The sequence below is a fragment of the Hymenobacter chitinivorans DSM 11115 genome (assembly GCF_002797555.1).
Lineage (GTDB): Bacteria > Bacteroidota > Bacteroidia > Cytophagales > Hymenobacteraceae > Hymenobacter > Hymenobacter chitinivorans.
In genome coordinates this window covers 697,914-722,885 of the sequence record NZ_PGFA01000001.1, presented here as the reverse complement: position 1 = coordinate 722,885, position 24,972 = coordinate 697,914, and the positions used below count along the sequence as shown (strand labels likewise).

General features: G+C 60.7%; 28 protein-coding genes. 20 read left to right on the top strand and 8 right to left on the bottom strand.

Going from position 1 to position 24,972, the window contains the following annotated elements; translation table 11 throughout:
- Positions 1 to 162 precede the first annotated feature (162 nt).
- Together CLV45_RS02955 and CLV45_RS02950 are read left to right on the top strand one after the other, a co-directional pair.
- A complete protein-coding gene (locus tag CLV45_RS02955) occupies positions 163 to 978 on the top strand; it encodes an MOSC domain-containing protein (RefSeq protein WP_100334900.1) in 816 nt (271 codons plus the stop codon).
- A 288-nt stretch (positions 979 to 1,266) separates the two neighbouring features.
- Complete coding sequence (locus tag CLV45_RS02950; RefSeq protein ID WP_100334899.1) at positions 1,267 to 2,076, top strand: DUF547 domain-containing protein; 810 nt, start codon at positions 1,267 to 1,269, stop codon at positions 2,074 to 2,076.
- Between the two features lie 112 nt (positions 2,077 to 2,188).
- On the opposite strand, the gene CLV45_RS02945 is transcribed toward CLV45_RS02950, so the two are convergent.
- Positions 2,189 to 3,229, bottom strand: a complete 1,041-nt coding sequence (locus CLV45_RS02945) for an RtcB family protein (RefSeq protein ID WP_100334898.1) — start codon at positions 3,227 to 3,229, stop codon at positions 2,189 to 2,191.
- A 204-nt stretch (positions 3,230 to 3,433) separates the two neighbouring features.
- Here CLV45_RS02945 and CLV45_RS02940 point away from each other — a divergent pair, with 204 nt between their 5' ends.
- Entirely contained in the window at positions 3,434 to 4,105 is a 672-nt protein-coding gene (locus CLV45_RS02940) for a DUF2461 domain-containing protein (protein WP_100334897.1), read from the top strand.
- Positions 4,106 to 4,200: 95 nt separating this feature from the next.
- Here CLV45_RS02940 and CLV45_RS02935 read toward each other — a convergent pair whose 3' ends face one another.
- A complete protein-coding gene (locus CLV45_RS02935; RefSeq protein WP_100334896.1) occupies positions 4,201 to 4,824 on the bottom strand; it encodes a deoxynucleoside kinase in 624 nt (207 codons plus the stop codon).
- A 266-nt stretch (positions 4,825 to 5,090) separates the two neighbouring features.
- Between CLV45_RS02935 and CLV45_RS02930 the strand changes: the two genes are divergently transcribed.
- Positions 5,091 to 5,534 (top strand): hypothetical protein, encoded by a 444-nt coding sequence (locus tag CLV45_RS02930; RefSeq protein ID WP_100334895.1) that lies wholly within the window; start codon positions 5,091 to 5,093, stop codon positions 5,532 to 5,534.
- 55 nt (positions 5,535 to 5,589) lie between these two features.
- Here the strand turns inward: CLV45_RS02930 and CLV45_RS02925 are convergent, their stop codons facing one another.
- Positions 5,590 to 6,252, bottom strand: coding sequence for a DUF6565 domain-containing protein (locus CLV45_RS02925; protein ID WP_100334894.1), 663 nt, complete (start codon positions 6,250 to 6,252; stop codon positions 5,590 to 5,592).
- Between the two features lie 138 nt (positions 6,253 to 6,390).
- Here CLV45_RS02925 and CLV45_RS02920 point away from each other — a divergent pair, with 138 nt between their 5' ends.
- The 3 genes from CLV45_RS02920 to CLV45_RS02910 are packed head-to-tail and all read left to right on the top strand — an operon-like array spanning position 6,391 to position 7,711.
- Positions 6,391 to 6,909, top strand: coding sequence for a GNAT family N-acetyltransferase (locus CLV45_RS02920; RefSeq protein ID WP_100334893.1), 519 nt, complete (start codon positions 6,391 to 6,393; stop codon positions 6,907 to 6,909).
- 38 nt (positions 6,910 to 6,947) lie between these two features.
- The gene (locus tag CLV45_RS02915; protein ID WP_100334892.1) at positions 6,948 to 7,451 is read left to right on the top strand and encodes a YybH family protein; all 504 of its coding nucleotides are present in this window, start codon (positions 6,948 to 6,950) and stop codon (positions 7,449 to 7,451) included.
- A gap of 38 nt (positions 7,452 to 7,489) precedes the next feature.
- Positions 7,490 to 7,711 (top strand): CDGSH iron-sulfur domain-containing protein, encoded by a 222-nt coding sequence (locus tag CLV45_RS02910; protein WP_100334891.1) that lies wholly within the window; start codon positions 7,490 to 7,492, stop codon positions 7,709 to 7,711.
- Between the two features lie 196 nt (positions 7,712 to 7,907).
- Here CLV45_RS02910 and CLV45_RS02905 read toward each other — a convergent pair whose 3' ends face one another.
- Entirely contained in the window at positions 7,908 to 8,168 is a 261-nt protein-coding gene (locus CLV45_RS02905) for an acyl-CoA-binding protein (RefSeq protein ID WP_100334890.1), read from the bottom strand.
- A 148-nt stretch (positions 8,169 to 8,316) separates the two neighbouring features.
- On the opposite strand from CLV45_RS02905, the gene CLV45_RS02900 reads away from it, so the two are divergent.
- A complete protein-coding gene (locus CLV45_RS02900) occupies positions 8,317 to 9,618 on the top strand; it encodes a metal-dependent hydrolase family protein (RefSeq protein ID WP_100334889.1) in 1,302 nt (433 codons plus the stop codon).
- A gap of 156 nt (positions 9,619 to 9,774) precedes the next feature.
- The gene (locus CLV45_RS02895) at positions 9,775 to 10,284 is read left to right on the top strand and encodes a CinA family protein (protein ID WP_100334888.1); all 510 of its coding nucleotides are present in this window, start codon (positions 9,775 to 9,777) and stop codon (positions 10,282 to 10,284) included.
- Here the strand turns inward: CLV45_RS02895 and CLV45_RS02890 are convergent.
- The gene (locus CLV45_RS02890; RefSeq protein ID WP_100334887.1) at positions 10,281 to 11,318 is read right to left on the bottom strand and encodes a hypothetical protein; all 1,038 of its coding nucleotides are present in this window, start codon (positions 11,316 to 11,318) and stop codon (positions 10,281 to 10,283) included. The two genes, CLV45_RS02895 and CLV45_RS02890, sit on opposite strands and share 4 nt — an antisense overlap.
- Positions 11,319 to 11,546: 228 nt before the next feature.
- On the opposite strand from CLV45_RS02890, the gene CLV45_RS02885 reads away from it, so the two are divergent.
- A complete protein-coding gene (locus CLV45_RS02885) occupies positions 11,547 to 12,746 on the top strand; it encodes a zinc dependent phospholipase C family protein (RefSeq protein ID WP_100334886.1) in 1,200 nt (399 codons plus the stop codon).
- A gap of 226 nt (positions 12,747 to 12,972) precedes the next feature.
- Positions 12,973 to 13,734, top strand: coding sequence for a peptidylprolyl isomerase (locus CLV45_RS02880; RefSeq protein WP_100334885.1), 762 nt, complete (start codon positions 12,973 to 12,975; stop codon positions 13,732 to 13,734).
- A gap of 8 nt (positions 13,735 to 13,742) precedes the next feature.
- Here CLV45_RS02880 and CLV45_RS02875 read toward each other — a convergent pair whose 3' ends face one another.
- Both CLV45_RS02875 and CLV45_RS02870 read right to left on the bottom strand, forming a co-directional pair.
- Positions 13,743 to 14,177 carry a hypothetical protein gene (locus tag CLV45_RS02875; RefSeq protein ID WP_100334884.1) on the bottom strand — a complete coding sequence of 145 codons (435 nt, stop codon included), beginning with the start codon at positions 14,175 to 14,177 and terminating at the stop codon, positions 13,743 to 13,745.
- 607 nt (positions 14,178 to 14,784) lie between these two features.
- Positions 14,785 to 16,890, bottom strand: a complete 2,106-nt coding sequence (locus tag CLV45_RS02870; protein WP_100334883.1) for a M13 family metallopeptidase — start codon at positions 16,888 to 16,890, stop codon at positions 14,785 to 14,787.
- 230 nt (positions 16,891 to 17,120) lie between these two features.
- On the opposite strand from CLV45_RS02870, the gene xseA reads away from it, so the two are divergent.
- From xseA to CLV45_RS02825, 9 genes are all read left to right on the top strand, one after another.
- Positions 17,121 to 18,659 (top strand): exodeoxyribonuclease VII large subunit, encoded by a 1,539-nt coding sequence (xseA, locus tag CLV45_RS02865; RefSeq protein WP_100334882.1) that lies wholly within the window; start codon positions 17,121 to 17,123, stop codon positions 18,657 to 18,659.
- Positions 18,656 to 18,955: an exodeoxyribonuclease VII small subunit gene (xseB, locus tag CLV45_RS02860; protein WP_100334881.1), complete on the top strand. Its 300-nt coding sequence runs from the start codon at positions 18,656 to 18,658 to the stop codon at positions 18,953 to 18,955. The genes xseA and xseB overlap by 4 nt, the downstream gene beginning before the upstream one ends.
- Before the next feature lie 117 nt (positions 18,956 to 19,072).
- Positions 19,073 to 19,402, top strand: a complete 330-nt coding sequence (locus CLV45_RS02855; RefSeq protein WP_100334880.1) for a hypothetical protein — start codon at positions 19,073 to 19,075, stop codon at positions 19,400 to 19,402.
- A 15-nt stretch (positions 19,403 to 19,417) separates the two neighbouring features.
- Positions 19,418 to 20,122, top strand: coding sequence for a hypothetical protein (locus CLV45_RS02850; RefSeq protein WP_100334879.1), 705 nt, complete (start codon positions 19,418 to 19,420; stop codon positions 20,120 to 20,122).
- 168 nt (positions 20,123 to 20,290) lie between these two features.
- Positions 20,291 to 21,007: a hypothetical protein gene (locus CLV45_RS02845; protein ID WP_157807249.1), complete on the top strand. Its 717-nt coding sequence runs from the start codon at positions 20,291 to 20,293 to the stop codon at positions 21,005 to 21,007.
- 124 nt (positions 21,008 to 21,131) lie between these two features.
- Positions 21,132 to 21,821 carry a hypothetical protein gene (locus CLV45_RS02840; RefSeq protein ID WP_100334877.1) on the top strand — a complete coding sequence of 230 codons (690 nt, stop codon included), beginning with the start codon at positions 21,132 to 21,134 and terminating at the stop codon, positions 21,819 to 21,821.
- The gene (locus tag CLV45_RS02835) at positions 21,818 to 22,633 is read left to right on the top strand and encodes a sensor histidine kinase (RefSeq protein ID WP_100334876.1); all 816 of its coding nucleotides are present in this window, start codon (positions 21,818 to 21,820) and stop codon (positions 22,631 to 22,633) included. Before CLV45_RS02840 ends, CLV45_RS02835 begins: the two co-directional genes overlap by 4 nt.
- On the top strand, positions 22,630 to 23,043 hold the full coding sequence (locus CLV45_RS02830; protein ID WP_100334875.1) for a response regulator: 414 nt from the start codon (positions 22,630 to 22,632) through the stop codon (positions 23,041 to 23,043). Before CLV45_RS02835 ends, CLV45_RS02830 begins: the two co-directional genes overlap by 4 nt.
- Before the next feature lie 142 nt (positions 23,044 to 23,185).
- Entirely contained in the window at positions 23,186 to 24,592 is a 1,407-nt protein-coding gene (locus tag CLV45_RS02825) for a hypothetical protein (RefSeq protein ID WP_100334874.1), read from the top strand.
- Here CLV45_RS02825 and CLV45_RS02820 read toward each other — a convergent pair.
- On the bottom strand, positions 24,589 to 24,951 hold the full coding sequence (locus CLV45_RS02820; protein ID WP_100334873.1) for an MGMT family protein: 363 nt from the start codon (positions 24,949 to 24,951) through the stop codon (positions 24,589 to 24,591). The genes CLV45_RS02825 and CLV45_RS02820 overlap by 4 nt on opposite strands.
- Positions 24,952 to 24,972: the final 21 nt, after the last annotated feature.

The following is a 24,972-nucleotide window of genomic DNA, read 5'->3' as shown; positions in this document are numbered from 1 at the left end:
ATGACTACCTGCGCAGAGGCTGGATGGCTTCGTCCTGCGTCCTGGCAAGGACACGAATATCCATTTTCCACATTCCCCACATTCAACCCCATTTTCCCCATTAAAAATTACCGCATTCTCCCACATTAGCACCTGAGCACATTAACCCCCTACCTTTGGGGCATGAGCGTTTCTCTTGTCCTTGCTGACCTGTATATCTATCCTGTCAAATCCCTGGGCGGCATCCGCGTAACGGAAGCCGTGGTAGAGCCCCGGGGCCTGCGCCACGACCGGCGCTGGCTGATTGTGGACGAGCGCAACCAGTTTATGACCCAGCGGCAAACCGCTGAAATGGCCCTGCTCAAGGTGTTGCCCGCTTATAATGGCTTTCTGATTACCCATTCGGCCCGACCCGAACTGCTGCCCCTCTACGTGCCTTTCGAGGCCACGCCCGAACGCACTTTGTTCGTGACTATCTGGGACGATATGGTCTTTGCCTGGCGCGGCACGCCCGAAGCCGATGCCTGGCTGAGCGAGGCTCTGGGCCGCGCCTGCAAGCTGGTTTATATGTCGGATATGGTCATGCGCGCCACCGACGACGGGGCAGTGCCCGGCCACGTGAGCTTCGCCGATGCGTATCCGTTCCTGCTTGTCGGCCAGGCCTCCCTCGATGAGCTGAATAGCCGCCTGCCCCAAGCGGTGCCCATGAACCGGTTTCGGCCCAACCTCGTGTTTAGCGGCGGCCAGCCCTACGAGGAAGAAGCCTGGGGCCAGTTCCGCATCGGCGAGCTGATCTTTGAGGGCGTGCGGCCCTGCGGCCGGTGCCTGGTCACGACCATCGACCAGGGTACGGCCCACAAAGGCGCCGAGCCCCTGCGCACCATGGCCCCCTACCGCACCCAGAACGGCAAGGTAATGTTCGGGCAGAACGTGACTGGCCCCGGCAGCGGCACCCTGCGCCTCGGCGACGCGCTGCTGGTGCAAACTACGCTGACGTAGAAACGGGACTTTACGGGGTTTTTACGGGTTGATTACCGCTTTTTACGGACTCAGCGCCCCAAACTCGGGAGCAACGGCCCTAAAATTGAGGTGGTCAAAAAGTTACCCGGCCGCTTTGCTCATTATTAAAAAACCTTGTAGCTTTGAAGATCAATTAAAACCGTAAATAATTCAATAGACCATGATTGGTCATTAATTTCCCAATCAGTGGCCGGCTACGGTTGAGTTGCATTTTTGCTAGTTCTTTGAGCTGCTTCCCCGACCTGTCTTCCCGACACCTATCTGCGCATGAATAAGTCCTCCTTTTACACCTGGTTTGTGGTGTTTCTGACGTGGTTTGCCTGTACGCTGCCCGTAGCTAGCCTGCACGCCGAGGACCCCAAGTCGCCGCAGGTGCTGCACGCACCCTGGACCGACCTGCTGCGCCGCCACGTGACGCCCGAAGGCTTCGTCGATTACGAAGGCTTTTTGGAGGAAGAAGACCAACTCGACGCCTACCTGCAAACCATTCGCAAAACGCCGCCCGCCGCCACCTGGTCGGCCGCCGACAAAGAAGCGTACTGGATTAACGTCTACAACGCGGCCACGATTTATACCGTGCTCCAGTACTTCCCCGTAGCCAGCATGAACGAAATTCGGGTTAAGGAGCTCAAGGGCTACAAATCGGCCTGGGAGGCGGGCACGGTTAACGTGGGCGGTAAGGTGTATTCGCTCAACGCCATTGAAAAAGAGATTCTGCGGCCCGAGTTTAAAGACCCCCGCGTGCATTTTGCCCTGGTGTCGGCCGCCACTTCCTGCCCGCCGCTGCTCAACGAAGCTTATGACGGCGCCCGGCTCAACCAGCAGCTCGACGCTCAGGGCCGCTTGTTCCTGAGCCGCACCACTCTCAACCAGATTGCCCCAACCACGGCCCGCCTCTCCAGCCTGTTCGACTGGTACGCCGCCGAGTTTGGCGAAGGCGAAAAGCTCGTTGCCTTCCTGAACCGCTACTCGGCCGTCAAAATCGAGCCCACCGCCACGGTAGAGTTTCTGCCCTTCGACTGGTCGCTCAACAACCGCGCCCACGGCACCGACACCCAGGCCCTACGCCAGCGGTAAACGACCGGCAGCCTTATCGAAAATACGAAATATGGAAAAGCCCCTGAGAACAGTGTTTTCAGGGGCTTTTCTACTTTTTGCAGGCTACGAAAATTGTTTCAGCCGCCGGCTTCTACACCCCGGTAAACTTAACCGTGACGATGGGTCGGGTTTCGTCGCAGCGGATCAGATGGGGCTGGGTGGCCAGCAATGCCGCGGAGTCTTTGTAGGCAAAGTCGAACTCCTGCAGGATGCTGCTGTCGAAGTCGCCCTGCCGGTTGAGCAGCTCCGCAAAGCGCTGGCGGTAGGCATCCTTCTCGGCTCTTTTGAGTGAGTGCCAGTACTTCAGCGTATCGGTGCGGCTGTACTGGCGGCCGGCCCCGTGCGCGCAGCTCCACAGCGCCTGCTCTAGCGCCCGGTTCCAGCGGTTTGGCTTCACAATCAAGGAACCCCGACTCATGGACAGCGGAATGACGACCTCACTTTCTCCGAGCAGCTGCGTGCTGCCCTTGCGGTGAATAACGCCCCCGGCGGCAAACTCCAGCAGGTTGTGGCAGCTGTCGGCAAACACGGGGGCACCGGCCGCCACGTACTGGTTGCGCCGCAGAAAGTCGTAGGTTTTCTCCACAAATTCCCGCCGCCGGCTCGCCGCGTAGCCCAGCACCCGCTCGTATTCGTGCCGGTAGTTGGGCGTGGCCCGCTCGATGGGCAGCCAGTCCTGGCCGGGGTTGTGCTGCTGCAACAGGCGGCAGTTTTGCTGGTACATGTAAATGCCCAGGTTGCGGCTGCCGGTGTGCACGATGATATAGAGGTAGTCGGCCGAAGCTTCCAGCGCCAGAAAGTGGTTGCCGCCGCCCAGGCCTTCCTCCGTCATGCGGTGCACCTCCCGCTCCAGGGCGCGGTAGTGCCGGGCTTTGTCGAAGGGCCGCAAGACTTCCGAACGGGGAATTCGCAGGTAGGCCACTCCGCAGCCCATGTCCTTGCCCGTTACCAGCGGATAAAAAACTTCGGTTGTTTGAAAGGCTACCCCTACCGGGATAGAACGCTCGGAGCAAAAGTGGATATCGGGGAATACGGCAATGGACCCGATGTTCGGTTTTTCCTCGAAGGCGAGAAGGGACTGTAGCGCGTTCTGCTCCACGGCGCTACGATCCGTAAAGTAGACTGTTTTCACGAGGTCTTCTTTAGGAGATACTAAGAAATGGACGCGCGCCGGGAAGCAGCCGCATAATGCGCGCGAGTTGTAGGGCCTCAGCAAGGGCCGGGGCAAAGGTAGAAAAATCTGGGGTTCAGGCAACTTGGCAGCCCGGTAGCGTTTTCAGTGGTTTTTCTCCCGTCGAAGGCAGCTTTTTTGCGCTGATGCGTGTTAGCGTATTCTATGAATCGAGAATTCCTGCTGTCTTTTCTGCGCGACTTAGCCGCCAACAACCACAAAGTCTGGATGGATGCCCACCGCGGCGACTACCATAAAGCCCGGGCCATTTTCACGGAGCTCACCGCCGACCTGCTCCAGCGCAGCCAGCGTTTCGAGCCGGGCCTGACCGGCCTCACGCCCGGCGACGTGATGTTTCGCATCAACAAAAACGACCGGTTTCAGCAGAGCGACGAGCCCTACAAGCGCCACATGGGCTCGGGCCTCAAGCCCGGCGGGCGGCACAGTCCCTGGGCGGGCTACTTCGTGGCCGTGGAGCCCGGCGGCGAAACCTACGTGGGCGCCGGCCGCTGGATGCCCGAACCCGCCCAGCTGGCCCGGATTCGCCAGGAAATTCACTACTCCCCCGCCGCGTTTCATGCCCTGCGCCAGAGCCCGGCCCTGCTGCGCGAATTCCCCGCCGGCCTCGACATGAGCCAGAGCCTGCGCACGGCCCCCAAAGGCTACGACCGCACCGACCCCGACATCGAGTGGCTGCGGCTCAAGAGCTTCTTCGTGTGGCGCTCCTTCGCCGACGAGGAAGTGCTCCGCCCCGACTTCCCGGACCGCGTGGTACAGGCCTGGCAGGCTGCTCAGCCCTGGGTGCAGTTCCTGAACGAAGCCATGACCGAAGGCTGAACAATTAACAATTAACCGCTACTGACGTCGTACCTGGGTTATAAAAAAAGCCCCGCTGAATACATCAGCGGGGCTTTTTTGTGTGCTGATGTGCGCTAGAACAGGCCAAACAGCGTGCTGTTGATTTTCTCGATGATGATGCCCAGGTCCTCGGGATTATTGACGTAGTCGAGGTTGTTGACGTCCACAATTAGCAGCTTGCCGGCCTTGTAGTTGCCGATCCACTTTTCGTAGTGCTCGTTGAGGTTTTTGAGGTACTCAATCTTGATGTTGTTCTCGTAGTCGCGGTTGCGCTTGTCGATCTGCTGAATAAGCTTGGGCAAATCGGCTTTCAGGTAGAGTAGCAGATCGGGCGCATCCACCATGCTGATCATCGACTCAAATAAGGCCAGGTAGTTCTGGTGGTCCCGCTCGCTCATCAAACCCGACTCGTGCAGGTTGGCCGCGAAGATGTGGGCATCCTCGTAGATGGTGCGGTCCTGAATAACGCCTTTGCTGGCGCTCTGCAGCTTTTTGATGTGCTGGGTCTGGCGGAAGCGACTGTTCAGAAAGTACACCTGCAAGTGAAACGCCCAGCGCGGCATGTCATCGTAGAAGTCCTTCAAATAAGGATTGTGGTCGACATCCTCCAGGAAAACCTCCCAGTTGAAGTGATGCGCCAGTTTATTTGCCAGCGTGGTCTTGCCGGCGCCAATGTTGCCGACGATTGCAATATGCATGAGCGGGGTGCGGGTAGCGAAACGAAAAAAGAGCCTACAAAAGTAGCGGAAACCCGCCAACTGACCGCACCCAAACTATGCTCGGCAATATGCTAGTTTTCCTGGGCAAAATAATGTATCTTCCTAGGCTCGTGCTTTTTTGGCTTTCCTTCCGGGTGCGCCCCGGCGAACCTGCCGAAAGCCAGCGGCGGGCTTTACCCGTACGTTGTTCCGGCCGGCCGTTGAGCTTGCCGCTTCTGCTTCTTGCTCTTCCGATTTGCCCGCCCATGCCTGCGCCTTCCACTCTCTACACCGACCTGGGAACCGTCACCGACGCGTATGACCAGCCCATTGCCTCGTTTCGCTTGTACCCCGAGCAACAGGTACTTTACATCCACTGGACGGGCAACATTACCGGCCCGGAGGTGATTAAAGTAGCCACCGCGGCGGGTCCGATTCAGGCGCAGTACCGCTGTCCACTGCTGCTCAACGACAAAACCGACTCTACCGGCGAATGGTCGGAAGCCCTGGCTTGGCTGGAGTACGACTGGCTGCCGGCCGCGTTACAAGCCGGGCTGCGGGCCTTTGCCTACGTGTTTTCGCCCGACATGCAGAACCAGATTATTAGTATCGACTTTGCCGAGCGGGTGGGCAAGCAGCTCCCCATTCAGCTTTTCTACGACGTGGACGCGGCCTGGCAGTGGCTGCGCCGCCAGCACGTGGCCGCCTAAAAAAAGCAGCGGCGCCCCGGAAAAGGGCGCCGCTGCTTTTTTTAGGCGGGCAAGCTTACTCTTTCATAATGTCTTTCACGTCCCGGGCTTTTTCCAGGGTGCGAAACTCGGCCTGCAATGACCGAATCCGCACCCGCTCCTCCAGGGGCAGCTGCTCGCGCACCTGCTCGTAGCGGGCATTCAGTCGTTCGAGCACAGCACTAGCGGCGCTCCAGTCAGCCGGGGACCAGGTTTTGCGCTGCTCCCGGGTATTTTCCACCAGGTGCAGGTAGAGTTCGGGCAGCTCATTGGCCCGGGCCCGGCTGATGGTCACCGTTTCATTGAGCAGGCGGCGCTGGGCGGCACTGGCCGTTTCGGGCTGGCGAGCGGCGGCATCCAGACTATCCTGCTTGGACTCCCAATTTTGGTAGCGCTTTTTCTGGGTATTGTATTCGCGTTTGCCCTGGCTCGAGAGGCTATCCACGGCCCGGTCGAGGCGCTTGCTCTGCCGGTCGAAATCTTCCTTGATGCGGGGCAATTCGCGGCGTACGCCCACTTCGGCGCGGTCCAGCTTGTCGTTGACCCAGTCGCTGAACACGTCCAGGTCTCGCTCGATGGCCGTGGGCGTGGAAGCGGTGGGCTGCTTGGCCGGGGTGGATTTTTGCTGGGCCGTGGCCTCTAGCGCGGTAGCGCTCAGGCCCACGGCCACAAAGCTAAGCGGAAGCAGGAATCGTTTCATAAGGCAGGGTGCAGGGCGAAAAAATACGAACGACGGGCCCAGTGGCCGTCGTATGTTCACTGGCAATTTCTGGCCCAAAACGTGGTTTGGGGTAGCCGGGGTTCGTTTTTTCGCTAAAAAATGCCGTTTTTGCACCTTATGTCCGCTTCCATTCCTTCAGCCATTACCATTCAGCCCGCCACGCTGGCCGATATTCCGACGATTATTCAGCTGGCCGAAGCCACCTGGGAGCCGACCTACCGCTTCATTATCTCGAAGGACCAGATTGAGTACATGTACCGCGTGATTTACACGCCGACCTCTCTGCAGCGGCAGATGAGCGAAGACGGGCATACTTTTCTGCTGCTCTACGCCGATGGCCACCCAGCCGGTTACGCGTCCTTTTCCCGCCTGCCCGCCGGCGACGAGGTATTTAAGCTGCACAAGATTTATATTCTGCCCTCCCACCAGGGCCAGGGCCTGGGCCAAAACCTGATTGAGGCTGTGGAAGACGCCACCCGGCAAATCGGGGGCAAAACCCTGGAGCTGAACGTAAACCGCCACAACCCGGCCATTTCGTTCTACGAGCGGCTGGGCTTCCAGCGCCACCGCGAGGAAGACATTGCCATCGGGCCTTATTGGATGAATGACTACGTAATGCGCAAAGAACTGGCGTAATTGCGCTGTCTTTTGCCTTCATTCTATTCCGTACCCGCATGGGCTTTTCTACTTCTTTGCCGCTGCGCCGCCTGCTGGGCGTAGCCTCGCTGCTGCTGGTGAGCCAACTCAGCTTCGGCCAGATTCTCAAGCAGAAACACCTGGAGCTGATCAAAGCCCGGAGCGAAACCTGGAACCGCGCCTTCAACAGCCGCGACACCACGGCCTTCTACAACCTGTTTAACCCGGGCATCATGGTGAGCACCGCCAGCGGCAGCCGCAGCAGCGAGGCCGCCACCCGGCAGTGGTTCCGCTCGCGCTTCCGCCAGCGCCCCGACGTAACCTGGATGAACCGCACGATGAACGTGGAGCTCAGCGACCAGGGCCAGCTGGCCTACGAAACCGGGGAGTGGGCCGAGGCCTGGACCGACACCCAGGACAAAACCAAAAACCGCATTATCGGCAAGTACTGGCTGATGTGGAAGTTCGAAAACAACGCCTGGACGATTCTGTCGGCTACTTACACGCCGCTCTCGTGCGCCGGCCGCTCCTGCCTCGACTAACCTCCTTCTCTCTTCCCTCACCTTCTGACTTTCATTTCATGGCTACCAAACTTACTGTACTCAGCAACGGCTCCCTGCGCGTGGAGGGTGATTTCGAACTCGTGGATGCCCAGGGCCAGCCCTACGGCCTGGCCGGCCGGGAGCGAATCAGCATCTGCCGCTGCGGTTTGTCCAAGAACAAGCCCTTCTGCGATGGTTCGCACAAAGGCCACTTCGAGCACAACGCCGAAGCTTTTGACCTGCCGGCTCCTAAAGTGTAAGTAGGTACAAGACGTGTCCTTGTGAGGCGGAGTCGAAACAATCCGTCCTTGAAATGTGCTGAGTGTTCTTAAGTGCAAAGCCCTTTCCCGTAGCAAGCGAGAAAGGGCTTTCTGGTAAAAGAGCAGTTGTCACTGGCAGACGACGGATTGCCACGGCCTCCGGCCTCGCAATGACATGTTTGCCTACCGGCAAGAATTACGCGCCCTGGAACAGGGAACTGACTAGCTCCACGTATTCCTGGCGGGCGTCGTCCTGGCTTTTGCCGCTGAGGCTGGCCCAGGCGTCGTATTTGGCAATGCCTTTGAAGTCGAAGCCGCCGGGCCGGTCGCCGGACACGTCGCCTTCGGAGGCTTGCTTGTAGAGGGCGTAGAGCTGGAGCAGCACCATGTTGTTGGGCTTGGAGGGCAGTTGCTGGGCGCGGGCGGCGGCGGCTTCGAATTCTTCGGGAGTGGCCATGAGGTAGTGAAAGAGTAGATTAAGGAGAATAAGCGGCCGGCAGTACCAAGCCGCCATCAAGGTACGGATTCCGGTGGATTTAGGCGGCATGCAGCGTTTTTCTATGTTGTACCTTACTGCCCCGATTCACGCCCTTTTTTCCTGTTCTATGCTGCTTTCTACCCGCGTCACGCTCACTGCCTTTCTGTTTTGTGCCCTGCCTTTGGCCCCGGCCTGGGCCCAGAAAACCTACCTGCACTGTGGCCGCCTGCTGGACATGCGCACGGCCAAGGCCCAGCCTCAGACCGAAATGACCCTGGTGGTGGAAAAAGGCCGGGTGGTAGCCGTGGAACGGGGCTACACCACCGGCAGCGGCACCGACAAGGTTATTGACCTGAAGAACAAGACCGTGCTGCCCGGCCTCATCGACTGCCACGTGCACCTCGAAGGCGAAACCAGCAAGGACGGCTTGCTGAAGGAGCTGACCGAAAACCCGGCCGACGTGGCCTTCGCCTCCCTCGACCACGCCCGCAAAACCCTGCTAGCCGGCTTTACCACCGTGCGCGACCTGGGCGGCTCGGGCGTGAACGTGGCCCTGCGCAACGCCGTGAACCGCGGGCAGGTAGTGGGGCCGCGCATCTTTACCGTGAACAAAGCCATATCGGGCACCGGCGGCCACATGGACCCCACCAACGGCTACCGCCAGGATTTGATGGGCGTGCCTGGTCCGGCCGACGGCGTAGCCAACGGTCCCGAACAGTGCCGGCAGGCCGTGCGCGAGCAGTACAAGCGCGGTGCCGACCTGATTAAAATTGCCTCCACCGGCGGCGTGCTCAGCGTGGCCAAGGACGGCAGCAGCGCCCAGATGACCGAGGAAGAAATAAAGGCCGTGGTGGAAACGGCGCGGGACCTGGGCCTGCGCGTGGCCTGCCACGCCCACGGGGCCGAGGGCATGAAGCGCGCCATCCGGGCCGGCGTTACCAGCATCGAGCACGGCACCCTGATGGACGACGAGACGATGAAGCTGATGAAGAAATTCGGGACTTGGTACGTGCCCACTATTACGGCTGGCAAGTCGGTGGCCGACTCGGCTAAGATTCCGAACTATTACCCGCCCCTGGTAACGCCCAAGGCCTTGGCTATCGGGCCCAAGCTGCAAACGACCTTCGGCAAAGCCTACAAAGCCGGGGTAAAAATTGCCTTTGGCACCGACGCTTCCGTGTACCGGCACGGCGTGAATGCCCTGGAGTTTCAGTACATGGTAGAAGCCGGCATGCCTGCCTACGAGGCCCTGCGTGCGGCCACGGTGTCGGCGGCCGAGCTGCTGGACCAGACCGAGAACCTGGGCACTTTGGAAGCCGGCAAGCTGGCCGACGTAGTAGCCGTGGATGGCGACCCGACCCAGGACATCAAAGTGATGCAGCGGGTGCGCTTCGTGATGAAGCAGGGCGTGGTGTACCGTCAGGAGTAAGCCCGAAAAACAGCGGCAAGCCAGCTCAACGGCAGTGCCGAAGTAAGCTGTTGCCGTTGAGCATATTGCACTATACCTACCGTGGAGCTTACCTGGGCGGCCCCTAACTTAAAGCGCAAAAGGCAGTATAGGATTCAGCACGCCCCTTTCTGCCCTATGAAACCAGCCGACATATCTGCCCTCGTAAAGCGCTTTATTCAATACAAGCTCACCCTGGCTTTTGCCGAAAGCTGCACGGCCGGGTTGCTGCCCGCGGGCCTAGTGGAGGCTCAGGGCGTGAGCAGCGTACTGCTGGGCTCCATCGTGACCTACCACCCCGAGGCCAAGCACAAGCTGCTGGGCGTGAGCAAGCAAACCCTGGAAATCTACACCGCCGAGTCGCAGCAGGTGACCAATGAAATGGTAATGGGCCTGCACAAGAAAATCGGGGCCGACGTGTGCGTGGCCGTGACGGGCCTGTGCGCCGCCGGGGGTTCCGAAACCGACGAAAAGCCCGCCGGCACGCTGTTTTTCACGTTCCTGTACCAGAACCGGGCCGAGGAGCACCGCGAAGTATTCCAGGGCGACTGTCTGAGCGTGCGGCAGCAGGCCGTGGATTTTGTGTACCGCAAGCTCAGTGAGCTACTCGACCGTTTCCCACCCGACCAGGATAAGCTCACGGCTTAATCGGGCCGGGGGCGGGCCAGCAGCATCATTTTCAGGTTCTGGTGCACCACGTCGCCCATGCTGCGGCACCGGTCGAAGGCCGTGGAGCCGTAGTGGGCATTGAGCTGCTGCTTGAGCTGGGCAGTTTTCTCGTCGGTAGAAGTTTCGTCGCGCCGCATGATGTCCATTAGGTTTTTGAGGCGGTAGCGCTCCAGACGCACGCGCCGGGCAATCAGCGTCCGTTCCTCGGCCTGGTACTGCCGGATGGTTTCGGTCTTGAGCAGCCGGCTGCACATCTGCACCACCTTGCGGTTGTCCTTGAAGAACTGGGGCAGGTACATATTTTTTTTGCCCTCGTAGCTCTGCTGGTCGAAGTCGATGGCCCGCACGCGGTATTGCTCGTCCTCGAAGTCGGGGGTGGCAATGATGACGTAGTTGTAGGCCCGCATATCGCCGAGCAGGCGAGCAAAGCAGCGCTCATTAAACTTGACGAACTCCTTGGCAATACGCACCTGGTTGAGGTGGGGCCGCTGCAGATGGTCACGGATAAAGTCGTCGCCGGGGATGCCGGCAATGTGTTCCTCGATGAGCGAATCGCCGCAGACGAGGTAGTTGATGCGGTTCGGCGACAACAGGTGCTCCAGCTCCAGACCGTATACCCGGGAGGCGTCGGCCCGCTTCACGTAGAAATAGTCGTAGTTGTCGTTGAGCTGGTTCACGATGCGCACCCGAAACGGGTTGCTGTTGCCGAACTGGCAGTAGTCGATGCGGTCGGCCAGCAGGTGGTCGGTAAAGGACAGGTCGCCGTCGGTGCGCAGCAGGGCGTATACCTCGGCCAGGCCCGCCGAGAGCTCAACCAACGTGCTGGGCTCATAAAAAACGGTTTGCCAGAGCGTGTCGCGGCCGTTGCGGTCCATGAGCGGAAACGAGCCGCTGTAGCGCAGCAGGTCGCGGTACGTCACCGGCAGCTTGCTTTCCCGGTCGTACTCGTGCAGGTACTCGCGCAGCCCGGGACTGATGCTGTAGGAGAGCTTCTTCTTGGATATCAGCGTCATAGCTAGTCGTTAGTTGCTGGTTGCTGGTTGTTAGTACCCCCACAGCGTGGTAAAGCCGGCAACCCGTAGCCAGCTAAAGGTATACGCCGGAACGAGGAATTGCCCGACCCGCCGCCTCGCCTGACCTCCGACTGACAACTAACAACAATCAACTATCAACTCCTCCATACTTTATTAATCCAAAATTCCGAACTTGCGGAGCCTGCTTTCCGGCCTTTACTTCTTTCTATGAAAAAGCATGTACTAACGCTGGCCCTTGTGCTATTATGCCCGTTTTTGTCGTCGGGCTGGGGCTTTTTAGCGCACCGCACCATCAACCAGATTGCGGTTTACACCTTGCCAAAATCCATGCAGGGGTTTTATTACCGCCACCTGGCCGAAATTGTGCGCTTCTCGACGGCCCCCGACGAGCGGCGCGAGGACGACCCCAAGGAAGCGCCCAAGCACTACATCGACATGGACCACTACGGCGACGACCCGTTTGGTTCCATGCCCAAGCTCTGGGAAAAAGCCTCGGCCAAGTATTCGGCCGACACGCTGCGCAAGTACGGCACCGTGCCGTGGGTAGTGCTCGAAACCAAGCTAGCCCTGACCGAAGCCTTTAAGCAGCGTGATTCGGTGGCCATTATCCGCCTCTCGGCCGAGCTGGGCCATTACGTGGCCGATGCCTACGTGCCGCTGCACACCACCGTCAATTATGACGGGCAGCTGACCAACCAGCAGGGCATGCACAGCCTCTGGGAATCGAAGCTGCCGGAGCGCCACCTGGCCGAGTGGAAGCTGGACAGCGAGAAGGCCGAGTACGTGAAAGACCCACTGCGCGCCGTCTGGACGGCCGTGCAGGAATCGTACGGCTTTTTGGGCGACACCTTCGACAAGGAGGAGAAAGTAACCCGCGCCTTTACCAACGAAACCAAGTACACTTTCTCCCACAAGTTTGGCAAAACCCGCCGCTCCTACTCCGACGCCTTTGCCGACGCCTACTACAAGGAAGTGGGCGGGCAGGTAGCCTACCGCCTCAAGCAGGCCCCCACGCTGGTAGCCTCGCTCTGGCTGACGGCCTGGCAGGACGCGGGCCGGCCCGATTTGGACCAGCTGATGGGTAAAAAGCCCGGCAAGGAGGAAAAGGAAAAGCTGGCCCTGGAGCTCAAGGCCTGGGACAAAAACGAGCTGATGACCCAGGACCTGCTGCTGGCCACGCACAAAGAGGCAGTAGTGGAGCGGCCCGACCAGATCAACTCGGCCAAGGACATGGCCCCGCCACCTGTGGAAACCCCGACGCCTGCTCCGGCCGCCCCAGTTCCGGCTACTGCTCCCGCCGCCGAGCCCGAAAAAGTAAAAGTCAAAACCAAATCGGACGAGGGCAGCAGCAAGCGGAAGGAGAAGAAAAAGAAGGACGACAAAAAGGAAAACGACGGCTGGAACTAGCTTCTGCTAAGCAGCCGGCCGAGAGTCGGGCCGCCGTGAATAGTAGCGGGACGGGCAGGACGGGGCAGGCAACCCGCCGGCCGGTCCCGCTTTTTTTACCCCTGCCAACCCACGGAAAACGCTTTACATTTGGGTTATGGCCGCGCGGAGGCGTGGGCCGTAACCCATTTGTCGTTTGGGGCCCACCCGGGCCTTGGCGCGTTTTTCCGCACTGACCTTTCTGCCCATGTTTTCTTTTTCCTGGCCCGCCCTGCGCTACGGGGTCCTGCTCACGGCCGCCCTGGGGCTCGGCGGCTGCAACCAAACCCCGCCCCCGGCCGAAACCGCCGCTCCGGCCGCCCCCACTCCCCCACCCGTGCCGGGCCCCGAGCTGACGAGCCTGCGCGACAGCAACGCGGTGGCCCTGCTCACGGAGTACGGCAAGGCGTATCCGGCCTCGGAGGTAATCGTGCACACCCGGCACGGCGACTTGCGCGTGAAGCTCTACGACGACACGCCCATTCACAAGGCCAACTTCCTGCTGCTGGCCCGCAAGGGCGTCTTCGACCAGACCGTATTTAACCGCGTCGTCAACGGATTTGCCATTCAGGGGGGCCGCTCCGACCACCGCACTATCCGGCTGGCCCGCTACCATATTCCGCCCGAAATCCGGGCTGCCCACTTCCACAAGCGCGGCGCCCTGGGCATGGCCCGCTACGACGACGACCAGAACCCGGGCAAGCTGTCCTCAAACACCGATTTTTACTTTGTGCAGGGCGAAAAGCTCACCCCCTACCAAGCCCAGGCCATGGCCGGCCGCAAGCTCACGCCCGAGCAGCTCAAGACCTACGCCACGGTGGGCGGCGTGCCCTCCCTGGATGGCAAGTACACCGTGTTTGGCGAAGTAGTGGAGGGCCTAGAGGTCATCGACAAAATTGCGGCCGAGCCCGTGGACCCCTACAAATGGCCCAAGAAGGACGTCGACATCAAGATTGAAGTCGTGAAGTAAGCGGCTGCTTATTGGGCGCGGCGCACCTGCACGAGGCGGGCTTTGTTGACGTCGCCGGCCTGCACCTGGAGTAGTTCCAGCAGCTCGGCCTGGGTGTAGATCATCGTCTGGTCGGAAGCCCGGAACTCGGGCTGGCGCAGGTCGGCATCGGCCGTGGCGGCATCCTTGTAGGCCGGGTGCAGGTAGGCGGTGTCGGGAGTGGCCCGGAATACGTGGTAGAAAAAGTAACGGCTGGTTTGATTGTCCGGGCGCTGAAACTGCACCACGTACACGTCGCCCACCTGGGGGTGGGCCACCCGCTCGCGCAGCCGTACCGCCGCTGTATCAGCCGCGGCCGTTTCGGGGGCCGCCGTGGTGGGCACCGTCGTTTTCGAATCGGAAGACTGGCAGGCGCCGCAGAGCACGAGCGGCAGCAGGAAGGCGTAAAGCAGCGTTTTTTGCATGCCGCAAGATACGGGCGGGCCGGCAAAACGGCCTGAACCCGCTTGAGGCACCCGCCAAGCCCTGCCAAGCGCCCCTCCCCCGCCCGCAGCCCACCCGGCTAAGCCGCAGCCGACCCCGAAGCGCTAGCCTGGCCCCGCGCAGGTCACCTGAAGCGGTGGAAATAGCTCTTTTTATCTCTTCGGTCGTCCTTTCTACTGCTTCGGTCATCCTTGCCACGACTTCGGTTGCACTGGCTGGAACTTCGGTCGGTCTTCCCACCGCTTCGGCCGTTCTTTCCACTGCTTCGAGCAGACTTGCCGAGGCTTTGGTCGGCCTTGGCAAAGCTCCAGGCAGAATAGCTGGGCGGTAGTATAGCGTAGCGCGAACGTTGTATTTCGCGTGCCCCGCGCGCCATCACAACTATTGGTCGTTCAGCCACGCGAACTACAACGTTCGCGCTACTGGCAGTCGGTGGGTCATACAAAAAAAGGCGCCCTGCGTAATGCAGGGCGCCTTTTTTCAGTGTGAACTAGTGAACTGGTGAACTGGTGAGTTTGATGTTCCGCCGGCGCAGAGCGGCGCAACTAGAACGACAACTCACCAGTTCACTATTTCACCACTTCACAGTTACCAGATCTGGGCGCGCTGGGCTTGGGCGCGAACCATCTTGGCGTCTTCCTTGCAGCCGAAGGCCTCGTAGAACTGGGGCATGTTCTGCAGGGGGCCGTTGGTGCGGTACTGGGCCGGGGAGTGTGGGTCGGTCAGGATCTGCTGGCGCACGGCCTCGGGGCGGGCGTTGGTGCGCCACACCTGGGCATACGAGAGGAAGAAGCGCTGCTCGGGGGTGAAGCCGTCAATCTTGGTTTTGGGCTTGCCCGCCATGGCCTTTTGCAAGGCCGTGTAGGCAATGTTGAGCCCACCCAGGTCGGCCAGGTTTTCGCCCATTGTGAGCTTGCCGTTCACGTGCACTGAGTCGAAGGGCGTGAAGGCGTCGAACTGCTGGCCCACGATGTCGGCGCGCTTGGTGAAGTTGTCGGCATCTTCCTTGGTCCACCAGTCGCGCAGGTTGCCTTCGGCGTCGTACTGCCGGCCCTGGTCGTCGAAGCCGTGGGTGATTTCGTGGCCGATTACGGCCCCAATAGCGCCGTAGTTGACGGCGTCGTCGGCTTTGGGGTCGTAGAAGGGCGGCTGCAGAATGCCGGCCGGAAACACGATTTCGTTCATCGGCGGGTTGTAGTAGGCATTCACCGTGGGCGGGGTCATGCCCCACTCGCCGCGGTCAATGGCCTTGCCCAGCTTTTTCTCCTCGTCTTTGGCCGCCCACTGGCGGGCATCCAGCACGTTCTGCAGGTAGGAGTCGCGCGAGATGGTCAGGGCCGAATAGTCCTTCCACTTGTCGGGGTAGCCGATTTTGACGGTAAAGGCGTTGAGCTTCTTTAGGGCCTCGGTCTTGGTGGCGGCGCTCATCCAGGTGTTCTGCTGAATGTGCTCAGCCATGCTGGCCTTAATGTTGTTGACCAGTTCCAGGGCCTTGGCCTTGGCTTCGGGGGTGAAGGCCTTATCGACGTACACCTGGCCGAAGGCTTCGCCCAGGGCGGCGTCGGTCGAGCGGAGCATGCGCTTCCAGCGGGGCTGCATCTGCTTGGCGCCGGTCAGCACCTGGCTGTACTTGAAGCTTTCGTCCACGTAGGCCTTGGGCAGGGCACTGGCCACCGACGACACCAGGTGCCAGCGCAGGTAGGTTTTCCAGTCGGCCAGGGGCTCGGCCTTCAGGGCCACGTTGGCTTCTTTGAGGAAGGCGGGCTGGCCCACGATTACCTCTTTGGCCGCGCCCAGGTTGGTTTTGGCCAGTACCGTGGGCAAACCCAGGTTCGGATACTGCTTCTGCAGTTCCGTCACGGTCATCTTGTTGTAGTTGGCGTTGGGGTCGCGCAGGTCTACCGGGCTTTTGGAAGCCTTGGCCAGGCGGGTTTCGAGGCGCATGATGGTAGCGGCATTTTTGGCCGCGGCGGCTGGCGTTTCGCCCATCAGCTTAAACACGTTCGTGATGTACGTGAGGTAAGCGGCCTGCACGGCCTTGGTGCGAGGGTCGGTTTTGAGGTAGTAGTCGCGGTTGGGCAGGCGCAGGCCGCCCTGGTAGATCTGCACGGCGTACTGGGTGCTGTTTTTCTCGTCCTGCCCCACGCCCATGCTGAACACCGAGCCGGTGCCGATTTGCTGCTGGTGCGCCAGCTCGGCCTGCAGCCCTTTCAGGTCCTTGATGGCGTCGATGCGGGCCAGCTCCGACTTCAGGGGCGTGATGCCCGCTTTTTCAATGGCCATCGAGTCCATGGCCGAGGCGTAGAAGTCGCCTACTTTCTGGGCATTGGTGCCTTTGGCGGCCGAGCGGTTGGCAGCGGCCTCCTCCAGAATCTGGCGCTGCACGGCCAGGTTCTTATTATAGAGCTCGTTGAAGCTACCCCAGCTCACTTCGGAAGCCGGAATCGGGTTGTTCTTGAGCCAGTTGCCGGAAGCGTACTGGAAGAAGTCCTCGCAGGGCTGCACCGACTTGTCGATGGTCGTCACGTCGAGGCCCACACCTTTTACGACGGGCTCTTCGGTGGGCGTGGCGGCCGGGGCGGGGGTGGCAGCGGCCGTAGTGGTAGTGGCGGGCGTGTTGCTGGCAGCACACCCGGCCAGGATCAGGCCGGCGGTGGCCACGGAGGCCAGCGTCAGGCTGTTTTTGTTTTTCATAAGGGAAGGATTAGAAGGAAGGCGGATTTTCGGTTAGAAAGGTAGAAAAAAAGCCGTAGCCTCACCCCGCCCGCCCGCCGCCGGCCCTGGCACCCCAACCACTTTTTCCCGCCCCGCGCCCAACATTGCCCGCGCCGGTGGGTTGCAACACCAACTGCCCTCGCTCCGGTGGCCGGAATTGCCTTCCTGGGGCGAGTTACCGCTCCGCGAATTCGTACCTTGCCGCTCGTATGCCACCCCTGTTTAATCGTCGTCCGGAACCGGGCCTGTCTGGTCCGCTGCCCCCCGCGCCGCTGCCGCTGGCCGAGCTGCTGGTGCGCGTGCGCCAGGCCGTAGAAACCCGCTTTGCCGAGTCGTACTGGGTGGTAGCCGAAATTGCCGACCTGACCCTGCCCCGGCACGACGGCGGCCACTGCTACCTGGTGCTCACCGACCAGCACGTCACCGGCCGCGGGGCCCAGCTCAAGGCCCAGGCCCGGGCTACGATCTGGAGCCAGCGCTACCAGCAGTTGGCCCCCGCCTTCCTGGACCAGACCGGGCAGGAATTACAGATTGGTCTGAAGGTGATGCTGCGGGTGCAGGTCAAGTTTCACGAGCAGTACGGCCTGAGCCTCGACGTACTGAACCTGGACCCAAGCTACACCGTGGGGGACCTGGCCCGGCAGCGCCTCGAAACGGTGCGCAAGCTCGAAGCCAAGGGCCTGCTGGAGCGGCAGAAGCACCTACCCCTGGCCCTGGGGCCGCAGCGGCTGGCCGTTATTTCGTCGCCCACGGCGGCGGGCTTCCAGGACTTCGTGCAGCAGCTCAGCGAGTCGCCCTACGACTTTGCCGTAAGCCTGTTTCCGGCCAGTATGCAGGGCGCGGAAGCTCCGGCCAGCATTCTGGGCGCCCTCGACGCCATCCGGCCCCGGCGCGCCACCTTCGACGCGGTAATTATTATTCGCGGCGGGGGCTCCAAAACCGACTTACTGGCCTTCGACGATTACGGCCTGGCGGCGGGCGTGGGTTCCTTTCCCCTGCCCGTACTCACCGGTATTGGGCACGAGCGCGACGAGGCTGTGCTGGACCTAGCCGCCCACCTGGCCCTGAAAACGCCCACGGCCGTAGCCGCTTTCCTGGCCGAGCGCCTGGCCCGCCTCGACGCCGTATTTGGCGGCTACGCCGAGCGAATCCGCGAGTTGGCCCGCCTGCAGCTTTCTGATGCTGCCGACTTACTCCAGCAGGCGGGCCGCTTCGTGCACCGGGCCGCCCAGGAGCAGCTGGATGAGCACCGCGCCGAACTCTACCACCGCATCCGGCAGGCGGCCACCGTCCCGCGCGAGCAGCTCCGCCACCACCACCGCCACCTGACCCGGCACCGCCAGGGGCTGCGCCGGGCCGCCCGCCGGGCCCTGGCCCAGCAGCAGCAGGGCCTGCGCACGTTTGGGCGCCGGCTGGCCCAGCGGTTTCGGCGGCTGCACCGGCGGCGGCGCGAGCAGCTGCTGCGCCACCGCTACGGGCTGCAGCTGGCCGCCGAACGGCTGCTGCACCGGGCCACGCTGCGCCTCACCCAGCTTAGCGCGCCCCCGTTGCCGGAAGCTACGGTCCTGGCGCGGCACGGCTACGTGCAGCTCATCACCGACCACCAGCAGCCCGAACACGCTTTGCAGCCCGGCGACGAGGTGCGCCTGCTGCTGCCCCACCTTACGCTGGCCGCCCAGATTACGGACCGCACGCCCCACCTGGCGCCTTCCGCCCTTCCTACCGCAAGCCCCGCTTCCTCCGAATGACCAACGATACTACTTACCGCCAAGCTATTGAAGAGCTCGAAACCATTCTGCGGGCCTTGGAAACCGACACCGTCGACGTAGATGACCTCACGGCCCGGGTGCAGCGCTCAGCCGAGCTGATCCGCCTCTGCAAGCAAAAACTGCGCAACGCCGAATCGGCTATTGAGCGCGTATTTGAGAACCTGGAAGAAGACGACGACGATACCCCCGCCGCTGACTCCGAGGAAGAGGAAACTCCTCCTGGCCCGCCCCGGCGGCCAGACCGGCCGTTTCCGAGCGGCCAGCTCCCTTTTTAGGTTTTAGGAAAAGAAAATTCACCGCTTGCATCCGCAAGGTTTGCCCTATATTTGGATGTTCAGAGGCAGAGCTTTTTTGTTCTATTATTTCCTAATTACTTCCTAACACACCCCTGCATGAGTACTTTCGACGGCAATGAAGGCTCCATCGTTAATGAGACGGTAGCCGCTGGCATGACCCACAACTACAATGAGTGCCCGGACGACTCCAAGCCCGTGTTTAAAGGCCAGTTTTTCGGCAAAAACAAGCTCAAGGCGCTTATGGACGACTGTGGTTCCGAATTTGTGGGCATCCGCATCTACAACGCCATTGACGACAATGGGCAGGGAGGATTTGTGCTGGTAGGCGTTAAATCGGACATGGGGGATTTGTACGAGCGGGTAATGCTGGCCACCGGCCCGACCTGCCCCAACTGCTGCGCGGCAGACAGTCCACTTACCAACTAAACTTTACCAAGACTAATGTCAACGCCAGACCACAACCTGCTGGTGACCATAGCCAAGCAGCTAAACCTCCTCTCGGTTTTTTGCTACTTGCTACCACTGGCCGTTTGTATCTGGCGTTGGCCGGTGTTGGCTCGGCGGCGGCGCATCGGGGCGGCGCTGGTTCTGATTCTGGTGTTAAACATCTGGTCCGAGGTGGGCCGGCGGTACTGGCACAACAACATCCTCTCCACCTACCTGATTATTTGGCTGGAAACGCTGTTTTTGAGTTATACGTACTACCAAACCTTCAACACCCGGCTCAACCGGCAGCTGCTGGTAGGGGCCTCCATGGTTTTTCTGGCCACTGCCGTGAGTGAGTACGTGTTCTGGGCGGGCCTCTACGGCACCAAAACCTACACGCGCATGGCGCAAAGCCTACTGCTGATTGGCGCCGCCCTGATGTACTTCGAGAAGATTCTGCGCGAACTGCGCAACATCCGGCTGGAGCGCGACCCTATGTTTCTGGTAAGCGTCGGCGTTACGCTGTACTATTCGGGCACCCTGATGGTATTTGTGCTGGAAGACTCAATGCAGAAGAACTACCAAATCAACCAGATCTGGCTGATGTACAGCATTCAGTCCGTCCTGCTAATTGCCTTTAATGGCTTGCTGGCCGTGGCTCTGTACAATAGCAGTAAAAGTACGGACTCGGCCCTAGCCACGCAGCCCACCCCTTTTTAGTGGCCTGCAGCACTCCAGTCATAAAAGTCTATCTTACCTAGGTAACTCCGCTACTTCCTGCTAGTTCCGTAGTAGGGTCCAGGGCGCGACCTGCTCATTTTCCGTTCTGCTTACTTTCCGCCCCAGTGCCACACCTTTTGCCCGTGCCCACTTTCTATACGTCCAGCTGTGGATAGCGGGTGGTTGGTTCAGTTTGCCAAGCAGTTCAACAACGTAGCACTGCTCACGTACCTGATTCCGCTGGGAATTGGTATCTACCGTTGGAAATTCCTGCTGCCCACCTACCGCCCCCTGGTTTGGTTTGCCCTTATTCCGGGGGCCCTGCTCAATGGCGCCCTGGCGGAATACGGCCGCCACGTGCTGCACAACAATATTATTTTCCTGCGGCTGGCCACGGTGGGCGAAACCCTGCTGCTGGGCTGGGCTTACTACTACGCCTTTCACTCGGGGCGCAGCCGGTTTGTGCTACTAGCCGGGCTGGGTATTTTTCTGGGCCTGGCCAGCCTGGAGTCGTCCAATTTTGCCGAGCACTTTTTCATTAGCTACAGCAGCTTCATTCACTTGGTGCAAAGCGTGCTGCTGGTTGGCGCCGCCGTGGCGTACTTCGAGCAAACCCTGCGGGAGCTGCGCAATATTGACCTGGGCCAAGACCCCATCTTCATGGTCAGCGTGGGCTCTATTCTGTATTATGCGGGCACTTTGCTGGTTTTCATTTCCGAAATGCGCCTGCAGGACCAAGCCGATATCATCTGGATTATGTACATCATCCAGTTTGTGTTGCTTATTGTCTTTAACACGTTCCTGGCCATTGCACTCTGGCATGGCGACCAGCCCTCGGATGAGTACACATCCTCGCCGCTGGACTGGCCTAGCCCGCCTTCGTAACTACCTGCTGGCGGCGTTATCTGAGCTGGCTTAAGTTCTTTTCAATCCCGGAATTATACATCCTGGCTAGGAATTCGTATTTTTCTCCCTCATCCCCATCCCATTTTTCTTTGCCACGTCCCACATGCAAATTCCTTCGTGGCTCCTTACGTGCTGTGAATACCTGGAGCAGATGGCCAGTTTGGTCGTGCTGCTGCCGCTGGGGCTGGCCTTTTGGCGCTGGCCACGGCTTCCCACCGCTTTGCGCATGATGGCCAGCTTTCTGGTGTTCACTGAAATCATCATGCTCGTATCGAGCCTGCAGGAATTGTACTGGCCCGCCTGGGGTAACAGCATCTGGCATTTCTTTACGCTGGTCCAAACGCTGGTCTTTCTCCGCATTTACTACCTCACCCTGACCTCCCCCACGATACGGCGCCTGCTGCCGGCGCTAGCGGTAGTCTTTACCGGATTTGCCCTGCTCGACTCATTATACCTGGAAGGCCTGCACCAAATGAATGCCTATACGCACGTGCTCCAAAGTGCTTTGCTTATTGGCCTGGCCCTGTTGTACTTCGAACAGCTGCTCAACGAGCTCCACGTTATCCGCTTGGAGCAAGACCCACTTTTTTTGGTAAGTACCGCGGTAGTTTTGTATTTTTCGGGTACGGTATTGCTGTACGTGTTTGTCAACAAGTTATCTGCTCCCACTGATTCGGCGAGTCACCAAGTGATTTATACCCTTACTGCCATGGTTAATCTGATTCAGTATCTACTGTTTGCCCTGGCGTTTTGGTACGCGGGCCGGTTGATGCCTTACCGCTCCCGCCCATGAATAGCTGGCTGCTTCCCGTAATGCTGGCTACGCCCGTGCTGCTGCTGCTGGCCTTGGGCATTGTGGGGTTTGTGCTACGGTATCAGCGGCGGCTGCTGCGCCAGCAGGAACAACTGCGGCAGGTGCGCGACGCTTCCCAGCAGCAGGCTCTGGAAGCCGCCCTGCTGGCCCAGGAGGAGGAACGCCGCCGCATTGCCGCCGATTTGCACGACGGCGTGGGCACCACCCTGGCCATTGCCAAGCTCCACCTCAGCACGCTCGGCCAGCCTAGCTTAACGGAGGAAGCCACGGCCCTGCTCGACCAGGCCATCGGCGAAGTGCGCCGCATCTCCCGCAATCTGCTGCCGGCCGCCCTGCAAAAGTTCGGCCTGCCTTTCGCCCTTGACGCCCTAGCCCGCACGGTGCCGGCCGATGGCCCCACCCACGTTATTATTGAGCAGCGCGGTCAGCCCCGCCGCCTCGACCCCAAGCGGGAACTGATTGTCTTTCGCGTGGTCCAAGAGCTCTTGGGCAACGGCCTGCGCCACGCCCACGCCGAAACCATTGAGGTCAGCATCGACTTCGGGCCCGATTACCTCTCGCTGCAGTACCGCGACAATGGCGTCGGCTTCGATCCGGCCGCCGGCGACCTTCCGCCGGCGCCGGGCGCCCGCCCGGGCCTCGGACTCACCAACTTACGCAGCCGCGTGGCCGTGCTCCACGGCACTCTACGGCACGAATCAGCACCGGGGGCCGGCAGTAAAGTTTGGATTTCCTTCCCTATTCCGTATCTTCCGGTCGATCAAAAGCCTGCCCTAACTACCTCTGTATGAGCACACCGACCATCCGTTTAGCCGTCGTCGACGACCATATCCTGTTTCGTAAAGGACTACGGGCCCTGATCAGCGGCTTTCCCGATATGGAAGTGCTCTTCGAAGCCGGTGACGGACAGGAGCTTCTCGAACACCTCGACCAAGGCATTGTGCCCGACGTAGTGCTCATGGATTTGCAGATGCCCACGCTCGACGGCCTGCAAACTGTGCGCCTGATGCGCGCCCAGTATCCGCGGGTGCGCGTGGTCATTATCTCCATGCACGACGAACCCGAACTCATTGATAGTCTGCACAGCGAAGGCGCCCACGGCTACTTGCTCAAGAATGCCAACCCTGAGGAAGTACGGGGCGCCATCTTAGCCGCGGCCGGCTACACTGCCGCCCCCCGCCCGACGGTAGCCATGCTGTAAACTCTAGGATTGTCCTGCTTTTTTACTGACGCCATCGGCCCCCGATGGCGTTTTTATTGGGGCCTTTATTACTCCGAATTCTCTAACGTCCTTGTCCGTGCCTGGTTTGCCAGATAGCACGGGCTTTGTGTAGTCTTTTGTTATGCCTAAGTTTTTTGCTGGCAGCTTATTACTGCTCCTTTTCAGCGCTGGCTCGTATTCTGCCGCGGCCCAAACCTACGTCGTTGACCTTGGCAAGCAGCCAATTGCCCTTGAGGCCTCGGGGCAGTATCGGGTGACGCGCATTGTTGATGCCCGCCCCGACCGCACCCGCCTGGGCACGGTGTACCAGGGCTTGGATAATGTGCTGACCTCCGCCGATTTTGCCGGGCCCTTCGAAACCTCCCTGCTGCCCCACGTGCAACGCACCCAACCCGGCAGTGAGGCCCGCCCGGTGAGCATGCGGTTTCACGTGTTGAACATTGGGGAAGATATTCGTTCCACTGCTGAAACCGGTACGGTTGAGCTGATGGTCGACTTTCTGGAAAAGCGCGGCGATACTTACGCCGTGCTGGCCACGCATGCCGAAACGCTCGAAAGCAGCGGCCTGGACGTGACGAGCAAGCACGCGGGGCTGCTTGCTCAGGGCCTGCAACACAGCCTGCTCAAGCTGGCCACCCTACCCGGCGACGCCCCAGCCGTAGGAGCTCCGCTAACGGAAGCCGAGATGCTGAACGGGCAGGGCGGTTTGAGAGCCTTGCGCTATCCTATTCAAACGCAGCCCTTGCGCCGGGGCATCTACCGCACGTTTGCTGAATTTCAGGCCAACCAGCCGGGCATCAGCCAGGAACCCTTCGTGCTGACGCACCGAACCCGCACCGGCAAGCAGTGGGCCGGCGCCGACGACGTGGACGCCAACTACCTGTACATGAGCCCGGCAAAACCTGAGCGGCCGGTCCGCAACGTCTGGGGTATGTGCGACGGCGAGAAGCTGTACATCTGGCACCGCGGCAACTTCTTCGAGCTACGACCCGAGGGTCAGTCCTACACCTTCATCGGCGTTACCCCCGCTAATTCATCGGATGTTGCCACGGCGGCCGTGGTGGGCGGCTTGGCTGGGGCGGCCCTGGCTGGAGCCATATCCGGTGGGCAGCCCCGCCCCTACGAGCTCCACCTCGCCTCGGGCCGGGTAATGGCAACGGCTGCTTCCATCACCGCCGACGAAGACGGCTTTGCCCGGGCCGATACCGCGGCCATTTACCTGTACCGCCGCCCCGACGCGGCGCCCACCCAGGCCCTGACGGTGCTCGTCAATGGCCAGGAAGCCGGCACCTTGCTGCCCGGTAGCTACCTGGCCCTGAGCTGGAACGACCGGCGCCGCCCGATTGAGCTCTGCGCCACCGGCACCCAGCAGGCCTGCCACAGCTTCGTACCCGACTTTTCCACGCCCACGTATCTGGAGTGCGCCATTCCGACGGCCGTCGATGCGGCCCCGGCCTTTAAGAAGGTGATACCCAAGGAGGGAATTTTCTACGTTAAAAAGTTCCGTTCCCGGCCGGGCCGGCGCTAGGTCAGCTCGGTGCTGGGGTCCCAGAAGCGGGTTTTGAAGTCCTGCACCTGGTCGTCGATAATCTGGATGCCTTCGGCTTCGAGAAAGTTCTGCATGGCCGTGGGCGTGGCAAAGTGCTGCCGGCCGGTGAGCAGGCCCAGCCGGTTGACGACCCGGTAGGCCGGAATGGCGTCGGGGCCCACGCTGGGGTGGGCCGCCATCATGGCCCAGCCTACCATGCGGGCCCCGTGCCGGGCGCCAAGGTAGTGGGCAATGGCGCCGTAGGTAGTTACGCGGCCCCGGGGAATGAGGCGCACCACGTCGTGCACGTCGCGGAAGAAGTTGCGGTGGGCTTCGGTGGGCTCTTTGGGCGTTTTCATAGCGGTAAAAGTACGGGGAAA

Coding starts and splice junctions, on each gene's coding strand:
- CLV45_RS02955 (WP_100334900.1), top strand. CDS start 163: ATGAGCGTTTCTCTTGTCCTTGCTGACCTGTATATCTATCCTGTCAAA.
- CLV45_RS02950 (WP_100334899.1), top strand. CDS start 1,267: ATGAATAAGTCCTCCTTTTACACCTGGTTTGTGGTGTTTCTGACGTGG.
- CLV45_RS02940 (WP_100334897.1), top strand. CDS start 3,434: ATGAATCGAGAATTCCTGCTGTCTTTTCTGCGCGACTTAGCCGCCAAC.
- CLV45_RS02935 (WP_100334896.1), bottom strand. CDS start 4,824: ATGCATATTGCAATCGTCGGCAACATTGGCGCCGGCAAGACCACGCTG.
- CLV45_RS02930 (WP_100334895.1), top strand. CDS start 5,091: ATGCCTGCGCCTTCCACTCTCTACACCGACCTGGGAACCGTCACCGAC.
- CLV45_RS02925 (WP_100334894.1), bottom strand. CDS start 6,252: ATGAAACGATTCCTGCTTCCGCTTAGCTTTGTGGCCGTGGGCCTGAGC.
- CLV45_RS02920 (WP_100334893.1), top strand. CDS start 6,391: ATGTCCGCTTCCATTCCTTCAGCCATTACCATTCAGCCCGCCACGCTG.
- CLV45_RS02915 (WP_100334892.1), top strand. CDS start 6,948: ATGGGCTTTTCTACTTCTTTGCCGCTGCGCCGCCTGCTGGGCGTAGCC.
- CLV45_RS02910 (WP_100334891.1), top strand. CDS start 7,490: ATGGCTACCAAACTTACTGTACTCAGCAACGGCTCCCTGCGCGTGGAG.
- CLV45_RS02905 (WP_100334890.1), bottom strand. CDS start 8,168: ATGGCCACTCCCGAAGAATTCGAAGCCGCCGCCGCCCGCGCCCAGCAA.
- CLV45_RS02900 (WP_100334889.1), top strand. CDS start 8,317: ATGCTGCTTTCTACCCGCGTCACGCTCACTGCCTTTCTGTTTTGTGCC.
- CLV45_RS02895 (WP_100334888.1), top strand. CDS start 9,775: ATGAAACCAGCCGACATATCTGCCCTCGTAAAGCGCTTTATTCAATAC.
- CLV45_RS02890 (WP_100334887.1), bottom strand. CDS start 11,318: ATGACGCTGATATCCAAGAAGAAGCTCTCCTACAGCATCAGTCCCGGG.
- CLV45_RS02885 (WP_100334886.1), top strand. CDS start 11,547: ATGAAAAAGCATGTACTAACGCTGGCCCTTGTGCTATTATGCCCGTTT.
- CLV45_RS02880 (WP_100334885.1), top strand. CDS start 12,973: ATGTTTTCTTTTTCCTGGCCCGCCCTGCGCTACGGGGTCCTGCTCACG.
- CLV45_RS02875 (WP_100334884.1), bottom strand. CDS start 14,177: ATGCAAAAAACGCTGCTTTACGCCTTCCTGCTGCCGCTCGTGCTCTGC.
- CLV45_RS02870 (WP_100334883.1), bottom strand. CDS start 16,890: ATGAAAAACAAAAACAGCCTGACGCTGGCCTCCGTGGCCACCGCCGGC.
- xseA (WP_100334882.1), top strand. CDS start 17,121: ATGCCACCCCTGTTTAATCGTCGTCCGGAACCGGGCCTGTCTGGTCCG.
- xseB (WP_100334881.1), top strand. CDS start 18,656: ATGACCAACGATACTACTTACCGCCAAGCTATTGAAGAGCTCGAAACC.
- CLV45_RS02855 (WP_100334880.1), top strand. CDS start 19,073: ATGAGTACTTTCGACGGCAATGAAGGCTCCATCGTTAATGAGACGGTA.
- CLV45_RS02850 (WP_100334879.1), top strand. CDS start 19,418: ATGTCAACGCCAGACCACAACCTGCTGGTGACCATAGCCAAGCAGCTA.
- CLV45_RS02840 (WP_100334877.1), top strand. CDS start 21,132: ATGCAAATTCCTTCGTGGCTCCTTACGTGCTGTGAATACCTGGAGCAG.
- CLV45_RS02835 (WP_100334876.1), top strand. CDS start 21,818: ATGAATAGCTGGCTGCTTCCCGTAATGCTGGCTACGCCCGTGCTGCTG.
- CLV45_RS02830 (WP_100334875.1), top strand. CDS start 22,630: ATGAGCACACCGACCATCCGTTTAGCCGTCGTCGACGACCATATCCTG.
- CLV45_RS02825 (WP_100334874.1), top strand. CDS start 23,186: ATGCCTAAGTTTTTTGCTGGCAGCTTATTACTGCTCCTTTTCAGCGCT.
- CLV45_RS02820 (WP_100334873.1), bottom strand. CDS start 24,951: ATGAAAACGCCCAAAGAGCCCACCGAAGCCCACCGCAACTTCTTCCGC.